Annotated in this window: 13 protein-coding genes; 6 read left to right on the top strand and 7 right to left on the bottom strand. The window is 41.9% G+C overall.

Annotation, left to right across the window (positions count from 1 at the left end; genetic code table 11):
* The first annotated feature begins 112 nt into the window (after positions 1-112).
* Entirely contained in the window at positions 113-1,696 is a 1,584-nt protein-coding gene (locus OCU87_RS18150) for a BCCT family transporter (protein WP_261859009.1), read from the top strand.
* Positions 1,697-1,928: 232 nt separating this feature from the next.
* On the top strand, positions 1,929-2,999 hold the full coding sequence (locus tag OCU87_RS18145; RefSeq protein ID WP_062689509.1) for a hypothetical protein: 1,071 nt from the start codon (positions 1,929-1,931) through the stop codon (positions 2,997-2,999).
* An 82-nt stretch (positions 3,000-3,081) separates the two neighbouring features.
* Here the strand turns inward: OCU87_RS18145 and OCU87_RS18140 are convergent, their stop codons facing one another.
* Entirely contained in the window at positions 3,082-4,401 is a 1,320-nt protein-coding gene (locus OCU87_RS18140) for an MDR family MFS transporter (protein WP_083540869.1), read from the bottom strand.
* Between the two features lie 564 nt (positions 4,402-4,965).
* Here OCU87_RS18140 and OCU87_RS18135 point away from each other — a divergent pair.
* Positions 4,966-6,303, top strand: a complete 1,338-nt coding sequence (locus OCU87_RS18135) for a sodium/glutamate symporter (protein WP_094958328.1) — start codon at positions 4,966-4,968, stop codon at positions 6,301-6,303.
* Positions 6,304-6,419: 116 nt separating this feature from the next.
* On the opposite strand, the gene OCU87_RS18130 is transcribed toward OCU87_RS18135, so the two are convergent.
* On the bottom strand, positions 6,420-8,237 hold the full coding sequence (locus tag OCU87_RS18130; protein WP_261859008.1) for a GGDEF domain-containing protein: 1,818 nt from the start codon (positions 8,235-8,237) through the stop codon (positions 6,420-6,422).
* A 582-nt stretch (positions 8,238-8,819) separates the two neighbouring features.
* Between OCU87_RS18130 and OCU87_RS18125 the strand changes: the two genes are divergently transcribed.
* Positions 8,820-9,137 carry a hypothetical protein gene (locus tag OCU87_RS18125; protein WP_261859007.1) on the top strand — a complete coding sequence of 106 codons (318 nt, stop codon included), beginning with the start codon at positions 8,820-8,822 and terminating at the stop codon, positions 9,135-9,137.
* Between the two features lie 49 nt (positions 9,138-9,186).
* Here OCU87_RS18125 and OCU87_RS18120 read toward each other — a convergent pair whose 3' ends face one another.
* Positions 9,187-9,435: a hypothetical protein gene (locus OCU87_RS18120; RefSeq protein WP_062689501.1), complete on the bottom strand. Its 249-nt coding sequence runs from the start codon at positions 9,433-9,435 to the stop codon at positions 9,187-9,189.
* Positions 9,436-9,645: 210 nt separating this feature from the next.
* Positions 9,646-9,852: a DUF3283 family protein gene (locus OCU87_RS18115; RefSeq protein WP_062689519.1), complete on the bottom strand. Its 207-nt coding sequence runs from the start codon at positions 9,850-9,852 to the stop codon at positions 9,646-9,648.
* Positions 9,853-10,055: 203 nt separating this feature from the next.
* Here OCU87_RS18115 and OCU87_RS18110 point away from each other — a divergent pair, with 203 nt between their 5' ends.
* Positions 10,056-10,415 carry a VanZ family protein gene (locus OCU87_RS18110; RefSeq protein WP_062689499.1) on the top strand — a complete coding sequence of 120 codons (360 nt, stop codon included), beginning with the start codon at positions 10,056-10,058 and terminating at the stop codon, positions 10,413-10,415.
* A 24-nt stretch (positions 10,416-10,439) separates the two neighbouring features.
* On the opposite strand, the gene OCU87_RS18105 is transcribed toward OCU87_RS18110, so the two are convergent.
* Together OCU87_RS18105 and OCU87_RS18100 are read right to left on the bottom strand one after the other, a co-directional pair.
* Complete coding sequence (locus OCU87_RS18105) at positions 10,440-11,240, bottom strand: AraC family transcriptional regulator (RefSeq protein ID WP_094958104.1); 801 nt, start codon at positions 11,238-11,240, stop codon at positions 10,440-10,442.
* Positions 11,241-11,330: 90 nt separating this feature from the next.
* Entirely contained in the window at positions 11,331-11,786 is a 456-nt protein-coding gene (locus OCU87_RS18100) for a hotdog fold domain-containing protein (protein WP_062689497.1), read from the bottom strand.
* Positions 11,787-12,129: 343 nt separating this feature from the next.
* On the opposite strand from OCU87_RS18100, the gene OCU87_RS18095 reads away from it, so the two are divergent.
* A complete protein-coding gene (locus OCU87_RS18095) occupies positions 12,130-13,020 on the top strand; it encodes a DMT family transporter (protein WP_261859006.1) in 891 nt (296 codons plus the stop codon).
* 127 nt (positions 13,021-13,147) lie between these two features.
* Here the strand turns inward: OCU87_RS18095 and OCU87_RS18090 are convergent, their stop codons facing one another.
* Entirely contained in the window at positions 13,148-14,287 is a 1,140-nt protein-coding gene (locus tag OCU87_RS18090) for a hypothetical protein (RefSeq protein ID WP_261859373.1), read from the bottom strand.
* Between the last annotated feature and the right edge of the window lie 6 nt (positions 14,288-14,293).

Below are 14,293 nucleotides of genomic sequence, written 5' to 3'. Positions count from 1 at the left end.
TTACCATCACACTAAATCCTTATCATTTATTTCGTACACGAAACATTTTTGACTGGTTTTTCATGATTCAAGCTGGTAGAGTCTCTTCCCTCACGCATACTGTGAGATATTTATGTCTACGATTAGTCACAAAACTAGCGACAAACTTGTTCCAACACTAACAATTGGATTTATCCTCTTATTTATACTTGCAGCCCTTTTTGATCTGTCCACTTTCACCTCTGCGATCCAGTCAATGTTTACTTCAGCATCGGCGACTTTCGGTTATTGGTGGCAATGCTTAATGATCATGAACTTTGCTCTAGCGCTTATCATTGCAGCAAGCCGCTACGGCAAAGTAAAAATGGGTGGTGAGTCCAAGCCAACGATTGGTACATTTCGTTGGGTAGCTATGATCATGTGTACCCTGCTTGCGGGCGGTGGTGTATTCTGGTCTGCGGCAGAGCCAATCTTCCACTTTATTACTCCTTCACCAAGTTTTCCTGGCGTAGAGGGCAGCACTGCAGCCGCCGTTACCCCAGCCTTAAGCCAAAGTTTCATGCACTGGGGTTTCCTTGCATGGGCCGTTCTTGGCACTCTAAGCACAATTGTATTGATGTACGCCCACTACCAGTGCGGTGTTAAATTACGACCTCGTGCCCTGCTTTACCCTATTCTAGGTAACAAGCTTGAAAATCACTGGTTTGGTTCAGTGATCGATTCTTGTTCTATCATTGCCGTTGCGGCAGGTACTATTGGTCCAATCGGTTTCCTTGCGACTCAGTTAGGTTACAGCCTGACTGTACTAACAGGCATGGAGAACTCAATATTCACCCAAATGATGATTCTGGCAGGTGTAGTCGCAATTTACTCTGTTTCAGCTTTCACAGGCATGGACAAAGGCCTTCAATGGCTAAGTCGTATGAATGTAATTGGTGCATGTACACTACTTCTTGCTATTTTGGTGTTAGGTCCGACGGGCTTCATCTTTGAGCAGTTTGGTTTAGCATTTGGCCACTACATCCAAAACCTACCAGAAATGAGCCTAAGTTCTTCTAACCCAAGCTGGAACTCATGGTGGACATGGTTCTTCTGGGGCTGGTTCATTGGTTTCGCACCTATGATGGCGATCTTCATTGCTCGTATTTCTAAAGGTCGTAGTGTTCGTGAACTAATCCTAACCGTTGCTGTGGCTGCGCCTATTGCGACTAACTTCTGGTTCTCTGTACTTGGTGGTACGGGTATTGGTCTTGAATTAGCGAACCCTGGTAGTATTTCAGGTCCATTAAATGAAGGCGGTTTACCAGCAGTACTGCTTGCATCTTTAGCTCAGCTGCCATTTAGCACTCTGCTTATCCCAGCATTCCTTGTACTAACCACTACTTTTGTGGCGACCACAGGTGACTCCATGGCCTATTCCATTGCGATGGCTGTATCTGGCGATAAAGAACCATCTAAAGTTCAGCGTCTATTCTGGGCTATCATGATGGGTGTTGTGGCTGGCGTCTTACTTATTGCGGGTGATGGCGGATTGAATGCACTTCAGTCATTCATCGTTATTACAGCGGTACCTGTTTCTTTCTTGGTTGCAGTAACCTTCGTTACAGGCCCTATTGCTGTAGTGAAAATGCATGCAGCACAACAGAAACGTACTGAAAAAAGCGAAAATTGTGCTTCAACAGCACCTGTTGCTGCTATGGCAGAAAACGTTCGCTAAGCATATATAACCCTTAACGGGTTAGCATATAGCTTCTTAAGCCCGCTTTTATAGCGGGCTTTTTTACACATGAATACTGCACTTCCCTACCGTACCGCTTCAATATCAACAAATCACACTTTTACTATTTAGGGCTAAAACCATTGAACACAGCAAATCGAAAGCACTCTTTCATTGATAAAAAACACCGTTCAAATTAAAATGCAGCCACAATTATTACGAGATTTAACCAATGAAAGTAAAGTATCTAGCCACATCAATCATTTTAGCAACCATGCTCACGGGTTGCGGTGGAGGCAGTAGTGACGGTAATGGCTCTGGCGCCGGTTCTAGCACAAAACCGATCCCGCCAGTGAAGCCCCAAGTTAAAAATGGTGCATTTAGCCTAGCAACAGGCATAGCAAATGATAAAGCAGCCCCTATCCTTGATGGTTATACCCCTTTTCGCTTTAGCTTTGTTAACGAACGCACAGATATATCTTCAACCTCCCCAGTAAGGATATCTATCGAAAACCAATCATCTGCAATTTTCCGTCACTATGATATTCGCCAAGAAAAATCTGACACACAAGTAAACGGTCATCAATTTGCCCTACAGAGTTACGGTAGTAATACCCAAGAAGTGAGTATTACGCTATCGTACACTGCTGATGCAAGCCAGCGGACAGATAAGGTCACATACCAACATTACCGTGATGCTAAAGCACATTACTTCTTCGCCCCAACTTCAACCGACCCCGATAGTAATCAGTTCGGTTACCAAAAAAGCATGTTCCGTCTTTTTGTTGATAGCAGTTACAAAACAGGAAAAGTAACGCTTGCAGATTATTGGGATAAGGCAGGTAAAGTCGCTATCATCAATCGATTGACTCACAATAATGTTCAAAGCGATGCGCTCACAGCTTGTATTGCAGTCATCACCAATAACAGTGATCCTTACTTCAATACCGAGCTTGTTGAGGCTCAAAAGAACACCGACCTCAGCCATTTTGTAAAAGGCGCTTTACCAAAGCAAGTATCCAGTAAAACGCTATTGGTTGGACTAACACTGGATGAAAGTACATTGCCCGCAGATACCCCCTTCAGCAAGCCAAATGACGCAACTAAGCAGTCTTTCCTTGATATCTGCAAATTACAAAACTCAAATATCAACTACGCAGTAGAACTCGACCTGATGCCATACCAAAGACAAGATACTGCGCTAGTACTCTTTAACCAAGATGGCAAACTAACGGTCAACACCAGCAAGCTTCCGCTACTGACTTGGCGTACGGAGCAGCAGGTCTCCGAGTCAACGCGGTAAATATACCTAACAATGAAGCCACATCCCCCACCTATTCTGGGGCTATGTGGCTTCTAGGCATACTCGCAGACGAAAAGTACTGTTAACATTCAGGTGCAACTTTCGCGTCTAACGCTTTCTCGCTTTCACTCTTACTCACCGCACGGTACAGAATCATCATTACTGCACAAGCTCCCAAGCATAAAATAAACAGCTCACTTGCGCCGTACGCCTGAATCATAATGCCGCCGACCAAAGGTGCCAGTGCAAAGCCTAAAGAATAAATAGCAGCGGCACCAAAGTAGCTCCCACGTAAATGCGCAGGTGCCAATTTATCTATCTGAACATTAAGTGTAGGAAACGCTATAACCTCACCAAGACTTAAGATGAAACACGCAATCAACCAGCCTACCGGCCAATCCACAGGCACCATTAAAAATCCCACTTGCGACATTGCCATTAATCCCATTCCTATTTGGCTACGGGTAAATAACGGGAAACGCTGCAATAATCGTAAAATAGGGAATTGAAAAAGTATGATCGTGCAGGTATTTACCATCACTAATGCACTGACAAAAAATGCGGCATTATCTAAGCCTGACCGCACAATAATTTGAGGTATTGAAGATTCATACTGCCCATACACAAACATCATGATGATGTTGGCAATCAGCAATTTAACGAATAATCGGTCTTTTAATACAACCCGTAATGTTCTGCCAAAGTGCATGACTTCAGCCGAGCGTTGATGCTTCACTTCTGGGTATTGGCGAAAACAATTCCAGTACAGCAAGCTAAATAGGACATAGACACACCCAGTCACCACAAACAGTACTTGGGGCTGGTTTACTGCTAACGTAATACCAATTAGCGGTCCAATAGCCCCGCCGAGGTTAATAATGAAATAACGAACATTCATTGCCAACTCACGGTCTTTTAAGTTTGTTAAATTATCGCTGATCACGGCTTTTGCAGGCGCTTCGATCATCGGTCTCATCAAACCGCAGCACATAATAAGAACGAAAAACTGCCATAATGAATCAGCAAATCCAATCCCTGCATAGCAAAATGCTGCCACCATACAACCGCTAATCATTACCCACTTTCGGCCAAATTTGTCAGAGAGAAATCCTGAATATAACCCTGCAAACACGCCTAATACTGCAGAAGAGGCGAGCATTGCCCCTACGGTGATCGCATCCGCATGATATTCCTTATACAGAATTACAATCAAAAATGGCCACGCCATGAAATAGCTCGTACGAGCCATTAACGTACCTATGAGTACAGTCCATACCGTTGGGGTAAAATGAGATAAGCGCGACCACTTTAACAACGGCTCATCATCAGCTATAGGGACACTATTTTTTAATTTCGCATCTGAATTTAGCTCTTCACTTGTTGAACTTGGAGGTGCAGACATCGGTTTTCCTTTGCAAAAAATGGACAAACTTTAGCCTACCGTCATTTAACTAGTAAGTTATGCTTAATTTAATTTTAGTTTTGATACTCTTAACTAAGAACAGAAGTGGAATCAGCTAAAGTCATCATAAAAACCCAAAAGCACCAATAATAGAAAGACTTAGTGTTTTATCTTCATAAATTTAAAATGCCTAAAATACATTAAGCCATCGCTTTCGATTGAAATTATTCATCATTACAATCAATCCTGTTTGATTTGCGGTGATTTTTTGATTAATATCCGCGCACAGAGTGAATTGAGCATTTACTCCATACCGTACAATAGTTCTAAGCTGTACGAATATCAGATGAGGATCGGAACCTCATCACGCTCAACATATCAATTTTGGTACTTTCGTACCGACTCTCGCAGAATCAGTAAGATTCTGCCACTCAGTTGGCTGACCGGCAGGACTCGCCCGTACTCACCAACACATTCAATAATACGTGTTTTTGCATGTCATTCATTGTCGTGCATCTACGTCGCTTATTGCGACTTTGCGTTCTCTATACGATAGGAGTTTTTATGCCTAACGGATTAATGCTATCTGATCTTGCGATTGCAGGCGGACTGTTGATTCTTGGTAAGGTTTTACGTGTGCATATCACTTTGTTGCAGCGTATGTACCTGCCTTCTGCGGTAATCGCAGGCATTTTAGGTTTAGCGCTGGGTTCAGCAGGTTTAGACCTGTTACCTTGGAGCGACACTTTCGCCAGCAACGCTGGTTTACTGACTGCGGCACTGTTCTCTGCACTTGGTCTAGCAACCGATGTTCCATCCCCTTCAATTGTGGCTAAGCGCGCAGGAAGCATGTGGGCATTTAACCAGGTAGCATCTGTTTCTCAGTGGTTATTTGCTGCCATGTTTGGCTTGTTCTTAGCAACTTTTGTATTTACCGATCTAAACCCTGCCTTTGGTATTCCAATGTCCGCGGGCTTTATGGGTGGCCATGGTACTTCTGCGGTAGTGGGTGATATTTTCACAAACCTTGGCTGGGAAGATGCTTTTACACTTAGCTTAACATTTGCCACTGCTGGGATTTTCATCTCAATCGCTATTGGCATGTTGATCTTGCAAGTTGCACTCAAGCTAGGTTTGATCAAAACATTCAGTACTTTTACCAACATGAACCAGCATGAACGCAAAGGCTTAATTCAGGAAAATGATCAGCGCTGGGCAATGAAATCAACCATGTCATCACTGTCTGTTGATTCTTTCGCTATTCATGCTGCGCTAGTTGTTGTGGTAACGGCGTTCTCTTATGTTTCTGCTGATTTTCTGTCGTCGTTCCATGACAAAGTACAAATCCCAACTTTTGTAACAGGTTTCTTGGGCGGTATGTTCGTTCGTATGATTGCGCAGCGTTCAGGTGCATCACAATATCTATGTGATGGCGCTTTTCATCATGCCTCTGGTATTAGTACCGACTACCTTATCGTATTTGGTATTTCAGCCATTAAGGTAACGGTATTAGTCCAGTACATTGCACCAATGGCTGTACTCGCAACAGGTGGCGTACTCTTTACCTTATTCCTTATCTTTTGGGTTGCCCCACGCATCATGGGTGATAATTGGTTTGAAAAAGGAATTTTCTCTTGGGGCTGGCTAACCGGTACAGTAGCGATGGGTATCGCATTACTGCGCATTGTTGATCCGGAGATGAAGAGCAAGGTGTTAGATGACTATGCAATCGCTTATGTACCTGGCTCTATTACCGATATCTTTATTATTTCGTTAATGCCGCTGGCTATGTATTCAGGCTATCACTGGCACGCGTTAGCGATTGGCTTAGCTTATATTGCATTTGTTTTATTTATCTGGCGTTTTGTATTCCAAAAAAACAGAGTACTTGCTACCCAGTAAAATCCGAATGTTTTAATAGTGATCAAAAAGAGAGGCTAAGGCCTCTCTTTTACTATTACGGATTAGCCGCAATAATCATTCCACTATCTGCCGCTCAGAAAGCACCTGACTAAGGGTTAATTAAGTTCAATACCAACGCCGTTACGGCCATTCGACTTCACTTGATATAAAGCATTATCTGCCTTCGCTAAATACTCTTGCCAATGTGAAGCAAGTAGATCTCTCGATTCCACTTCAACCCCTCCAATCGATACTGTTACTTCAAGCTTCCGACCTTCAATACTGACATTTTCTAGTAATACCGCACGGCGAATACGATCTAATAATTCGTAGGTATTTGAGCTATCACTCACGGAGAAAATAGCGACAAACTCTTCGCCTCCCCAGCGGGCAACTTTGTCATGAGTACGGCAGCTATGTTGAAGCCGAGATGATATTTCTTGTAACACACGATCACCAATATCATGACCATGGATATCATTTATTTGCTTGAAATAATCGATATCGAGCAAAGCAACAATATACTTACTAACTCTAGGCATCTCGCCCTTAATTTCCCCTGTGATCCATTGCTGAATATAACGGCGATTGTACATACCCGTTAAAGGATCTTGGAACGACTGTTCAGTTAACGACACATTTGATTGTGCCAATTCAACATTATCTTTAGATAAGTGGTTATTGCGGCGATATAGTAACCCCAATACCGCGGCACCTAATAATATGCTTAGCAATAAAATAATTTCTCGTGAATGTTGAGACGTTATCTGAGCTGATTTCAACTCACTATCAGCCTTTAGCAAAGCAATTTGATGCTCTTTTTTCTGAGTAATATACTGTGTTTGAAGTGAACGAATCTCTTCTCGCTTTGCACGTAAATAGTGACTTTCTTTTTCATTTACATAACGCTGGAAATACTCTAATGACACTTTATAGTTACCGTTTTTACTATAAATATCAGACAACAATTTGTACAACCTAATCACCTGAGAATTGCTACCATACTCTTTATAAATATCGAGAGCGACTAACGCTGTACTGATCGCCTCATTAAGTTCCTTGAGCTCAAGATACGCTAACGATTTTGATTCATAACAAAACGCTCGACCTACCCTATCTTTAATGTTATCAGCGAGTTGCAAGCATTCTTTCGACATTTTCAGCGATGCTTCAAGTTTATTCTCATCAAGTAACACGGATGTATAGTTGGTCAGCGTGACTAGCTGAATGTAACTAGAGCCTGTTTTTGATGCATGCTTGATAGCTTTACGGATATAACCGGCTTCTTCATTTTCAAGGTTAAAATAATTCGCCACCAGCCCTGCATGGATATAGAGCAAGGTTGCTGTATAATCATTTTTTATATGATTGTGATTAAAGACTTCAAATGCCTTTTCATTGTATTTTTTCGCTAAAGCCCACTGATCGAGATCTGTATACATATTACCGATATTCGACAAGACTAAGACTACTTGAGCATAATCCTGCTGTTCTTCAAAATATGACAAAGCCTTCAGATAATTAGACAAAACCAGATCGTATTTAGATTGGTAATACCAAATATTAGCCTGCCATTTTAATGCACGAGCAGTGAGATTCTTAAACCCAGTTTGTTTAGCAATTAACAGTACTTCATCCAAATAGCGTAACCCATTTTCATACTCCCCTGTTTCTTTGGCCAATATAGCCCGATGTAGCAAAGCTTCACCTTCTATCCAAGGCTGATCCAGTGTTTTAGCTAACTCCTCGAGTTCACCAATAACATCTAATGGCTTTTCCTCAGTGAGAGTGTAAGCCTCTAGACGCGACATCGTCAGTACATAGTAGACACGCTCCCAACCTGTCATGGGCTTGCCCGATTTAGAGGCAATAAACTGCTTGATAAAACCATACGCTCGCTCAGGATCGCGTAACGATTGGATATAAGCAGACATTAAGCGACTGTCGTGTTGAATAACTGAGGGGGTATAAATAAAATCGCTGGGCTTCGCTTGAACAGATACTATGCACCCAGTAGCAATAATTAGCGACAATATACCAATTCGGACTGCATACATGAAGGGTGATGACCTGTGGGAATACATTCGATTACTATATCAATTGAGTAAGTAATCATCTTCCGACTGTTAGCAAACAGAGTCAACCAACAAATGACAGAATGACACCTTCATGAAGTAAGTGCACAAAATCACGCCACGGAACCATCCAAAAAGGATTGGCACTTCATTTGTACGCCATTTTTAATATCTATAAACCAGTAATCATGAGCCACTCTTAGTTAAATCAGCCTATTTTTCATTCTAAATCCAATAAACAATTTAACATTAATCAAATATTACTCAGCACCAATATCTAACGTAAGGGGCGCCTTGCATATCAACGTTAGGGCGTAATCATATTATTGTTCGTATTCTTTACGGTGGGGATTTTATGACACGCCACTGACAGGAGCCTGACAATAGTTTTCACTTTGGAATGTACTATTATTCTTATCAATAGTGAGTGAGTAAACATTTATGAAACATTTCATTTCATATCTATTAGTTATTTCTTTTTTATCACCAACGATAGTATGGGCTAAAAAAGATCACCATCACGATGTCATCGTGATTAAACAAAAAAAGCACAAACATAAGCACAAGCACAAACATCACCATTCAAGTCAGGTCATTGTTGTGCAGCAACCGCCACGTCAGCAGCACTATCACCGTTCATCGTTACCGGAAATAGCAACGTTTGCCATCATTGCTGGTGCATCTTATGCCATTATCGATAATGTCTTTTACAAGCAAGCAGGTGAGCGTTATGAATATGTGGAAAAGCCATTACGTTAAGCCTCTATCTTCAGCTATGCTATCTAAATAAAGCCGCAATGATTGCGGCTTATAACGTTTTGGTTAGGTGTTTATCCCAAATATCAAACAAGGTATCACGCGTGTTAATAGGTAACATTGCTATACGCCGAGCGCTCCAACAACCAAACAAATACTCCGCCATTTCTAAAGCAATCGGAAAATCATCCGAACCATAATGCTGCAAAGCTTGCTCAACATCGCAAAGAGATAGTCCTGCATTATCCCAGCGCGCATGCCGAGCTTCAGATTGGTTGAACCATTCAATAGAAAGTGTCATTAATATCCTTTGTACTTATTCAGCATAAACATATTTTACGGTATGTTTTGTATGAAAACATGATGAATGACAGGTTTAATTAACTTATTTGACCAAAATATACATATTAAATAGTCGCTATTTCTATCGCGTTATATTTGCTAACACTTTACTACATTCTAACTTCATTTTTAAATAGTTAACACGTCTACTTACAGCCATTAATGTTAATTAGCGCACGCCCATTTTTATTTTATATTTCGTAATAGCATGATTAAAGAAATCGCGTTCGTCATCATCTGCAATGCTTTCTGCTTGCGTTGTGATCGCTTCATAACCCGCCTTCGCATTCTTTAACTGCCACACAATATATGCGGCTTGTTTATCTAACTCTATGCGGTTTTTCTCTGCTGGCGATAAAAGTGTCAGGTTATGCATGTTTTCCTCAGGTTTCTCAGTGTGCAAAGTTCACATATTTTAGCATCATGCTGCTCCTTCACATACGATTTTACGAACACCTCTTGTCTCAATCCCACAAAATGAGACACCTCAGGCTCGCTACGCTTAAACAACGAACCATATGCTGACTTTAGCCTTGAGATCTAAGCATTCACTCATTCTCAGGTGAAAGCAGCAATAGCATGAAAAATCAGCCAATGCGTAAACTCATATTTATTGGATACGGTGCGCTCATTTGTCTACTGTCTTTAACGCAGGTAGAGCTGCTGCACCTCACTTTTATCTATCATGACAAAGTTGAGCACTTTGCCGCTTATAGCTTATTCACTCTACTCGCGTATTTTTCAACAAAAAGTAAACGATGGGCATACATATTGTGTATCGCTATTGTGATATACGGCGGAATACTTGAGATTTTACAAGCATCCAGTACGGGGCGTATTGCCTCCATCGCTGACTTTATCGCCAATGTTTTAGGGGTAATTGGGGGCATTGTCATAATAAAAGTATATCGTTCGAATACGTCGCAACTTATTCGCTAAGTCGGCACATTTCGCTCACGTATATTACCTTCGTTCTAATAGCGCCAAGCCAAGCCGTTGTCGGTATTGCTCTGGCGTGCAATTTGCGTGACGCTTAAACAGAGTAATAAACGGCGATGCTTGGTGGTAGCCAAGGGTCAATGCAGCTTCTTTTACCGACATGCCTTTTCGCAGCAAGTGCAATGCATACACAAACTTACGTCGCTGTCGCCACTCTGTAAAACTCATTCCCAGCTTATCTTGGCAATGACGCGCTAATGTTCGTTCGGTTGTATGTCGTTTTTTAGCCCACTCCGCCAGTGTGACAGTACTTATGGGGTTACGCTCTAATTCTACTAAAATCGGTTTAAGTAGCTTGTCATCCGACATTGGTAAAAATTGATCATGTTCGTTCGCTATTTTGACCTGATCAAACAATACATTCACTAAACGTCGATCAGATTCTGTTTCAGCTACTGTGACCCGTCGATTTTTTAGATCATTAATAATGGCTTCCATGATTGGATTGACTTCAAGCAAACAAGCGTACTGGGGTAGCGCATCCGCAAGGGGATGAATAATGTTCATTGAGCAATAATTCATGCTACGACGCATAAAGCTCTCGTGTTGCACCCCTGCGGGAACCCAGACAGCATACTGTGACGGAGATAAAAAACGCTTTCCTTCTGCATTCAGCTCCAGAATACCGCCGCTGATTAGCTGTAACTGCCCCCAAGAATGCTGATGCTTTAATGTTGATGTATTCGGAAGAAAGACTTCATGACCAAAAAAAATCTCTCCGGGTGGATTTTGATCATCAAAAAGAGGCTGGTAAATTTTACTCATGTTCACCAAAGCTGTGAGGTGGGTTAAAGCCGACACAGCTAAGGTAAACATATTACAACACAGGCGCAATACTCTCTTATTGCAGAGTAGCTACGCTGTACGTACATTCATGGTTATTTCTGCAGTAAAAACGGTATTCCCTTCCGTGTCTGTTACCTCAATAGGGACCAATTTATCGCCGCCACTATGCCAATCAATATTCTCGCCATTGGCTATCGCCGTTAAGTCGGTTTTGGCCTTTTTAACATATTTAACCGTCATACCGGTTGGGATCCAACGGCTGTTACCTGCAATCGAAACATCCGTCATTAAACCTCCCGCTAATTCAGCCATATTACACATGGCTATCGCATGCACCGTATTCAAGTGATTTGTCACTCGGCGACGCTTATTAATTTCAACACGGGCATAACCTGGTTTTAGTTCTGTCACTATAGGTCTAATTGACCCAAAATACGGTGCCATTCTACAAACAACCCACGAGAAAATTCGATGACCAAATGGGACTTTACTTAACCGTTGGTAAATTTTTAGATTCTTGCGCATTGAAAACTCCTTTTTCAACATTCTGGTCTGACCACATTATAGCGTAAGATTTCTAAATGCACGAAATTGAGCGTGATTGTCCTCACAGTGCTGACACCCTTTCCTTTTAAGAAAGAATAAGAAATAAAATCATCAATAGAAATATAATTATTATTTATCAATAAGATAAAAATCAAACAATCCATGAAACAGTGACCATTTTTAGGCTTGATTAATATAAAACCCTTAAATGTCTGACTATGCCCTTACGATGTCCGATTAGAGATATGTATACCTTAGCTGACGTGACACAATACTATTATCAAGCGTCCTGCTTCTCTCTATTTTCTAATAAAGGCAAACAATGCTCTATTTATTCCCTTTAATTACCGTTTCGATTTGGGCAGGGAATGCCATCGTAAATAAAATGGCTTTCAGTGTGATCGATCCTGGTGCCATTTCATTTTATCGCTGGTTCTTTGCAATGTTGGTATTAACGCCTTTCATGGCTAAATCCGTATGGAAAGCACGCAACACAATTAAACCATACTTACCTAAAATTGCCTTTCTCGCCTTTCTTGGTATGGTATTGAATCAGTCATTAGGTTACTTCGCTGCAGAGACAACGACAGCCACCAATATGGCGCTGATAGTATCGTTAGTACCGCTGATCAGTATGTTCATTAGTGTACCTTTGCTAAATAAGCGTTTAACGCCACTGGCCATCGTTGGCGCCATTTTATCACTGGCGGGATTAGTGTTAATGCTGAGCCATGGCGACTTAAATCAATTATTAGCGCAAGGCATTAATAAAGGTGACATGTTAGTACTGATCGCGGCATTTGTTTATGCGCTCTACTGTGTCTTACTCAAACGCTGGGATCTACCACTGTCTAACTGGCAGTCGGTATATAGCCAAGGGGTTCTAGCCGTTATTATGCTAACGCCGATGCTACTTACCAGTGAACGTATGACCATTACACCAGAAGCACTGCCACTGATCATGTACGCAGCCATTCCAGCTTCCGTGATCGCACCTTGGTGCTGGTTACAAGGTATTCAGCGTTTAGGCGCAGATAGTACGGCGATGTTCATGAACCTAATGCCAATGATGACAGCAGTCATTGCCAGTATCGCCCTTGGTGAACAACTGGCTATCTATCATTACGTTGGTGGTTTAATGGTATTAAGTGGCGTAGCGATGGCACAAAGAAAACGCGCCGAAACAAAGCCTATCGAACTCGCAACTGCCTAACGTTTACATTTGAAAATATCCATAAAGCCCGAGCAGAATTTTTTCCTGCTCGGGCTTTTTTACGTTTATAACGAGACAATAAGGTTATTCCCTACCCTGTCCGAATTTAACAATGAAAATTTTAAAGCTAATAACTCCACTTTAACTGGGCAAATAATAAGGTGCTGGCCGCTTTACCAAATAAGCTATTCCCTGTGCCATCAAAGCGTTGCAATACTGTCATCAATTGCCAATCATCTGCCAAAGAATAACTATTCGATGCGCCAATAAAATAAGAGCCATCTTGATAATACGTAGTAGAAAACGTGACGCGACTCAGGGGAGATATATCAAAACTGACATCGCCATACCATGTGAATTCAGTAAAACTAAGCGTACGTGCAGTAAGCGGTAAATTTAAGAAAGCAATCGCGCTAGTTGGGGCTTGGGGATTTGAAATATAGAGCATGGCAGTACGGCCCATCCAGTTTCGTTGCCCACCAAAGCTGTAATCAAGTTCAAGGCTCCCGACAACCGCAGATGCAACCTGAGCACCTTGCCATTCATCTTGGGTAGGATTAAACCAACTCAGTTCACCGCGTAAACCTGCGCCTTTGATGTCGCCAGCAAAACCAGTCCCTATTACCTGATCTAAACCCGATTTACCCACCAGCAGTTGGGCATCCCAACCTTGATAGTTAAACAAGTAGCGCCCCGCATAACTCGTTAATTCGCTATCATTATTTGGGCTGTAAACAAGGTCGATCGAACTGGCATAGCCGAGTTTTTTACTGACGAAAAACGCATCAGAACCAGGTCTTTCTTCGTAGTCAAAATCATAAATAGAGTAAGAATTAAATAAGTCGTTGGGGTTCCATAAGGTCGCCATTCCCCAATTTATACGAAAGCGACCACCGCGAAGTTGCCAATCATTTCGACGCCAATCAATATATAAACGGTCAAACTGACTATTACCGACAACACCCGTTTTATCTAACCAGTTTTTCGAGAGATCCATATAACCAGGATCGTAACCAATCAAGTCACCATACCCTGCTAGCTCAGCGGAATCACCAAACAATAAGCGATTACGCATACCAAGATTAAAACGTAGCTCATCGTCAAAGCGGTATTCATAATTGAGTCGGTGGTGAATTAAATGATCGAGACTATTTGATGATTCATCGGGGATTGTCGCTGTGGCCATGTATTTCACATAACCGCCTAAATCCCAATTTTTTTCTGGGGCTAAGCCCGGTATTTGCCCAACAGCAGGCAATGCCATCATAGCAAC

The sequence above is a fragment of the Photobacterium sanguinicancri genome (genome assembly GCF_024346675.1).
Taxonomy (GTDB): Bacteria; Pseudomonadota; Gammaproteobacteria; order Enterobacterales; family Vibrionaceae; genus Photobacterium; species Photobacterium sanguinicancri.
Note: the sequence above shows the minus strand (reverse complement) of the source record. Positions and strands in the feature narration are given on the sequence as shown.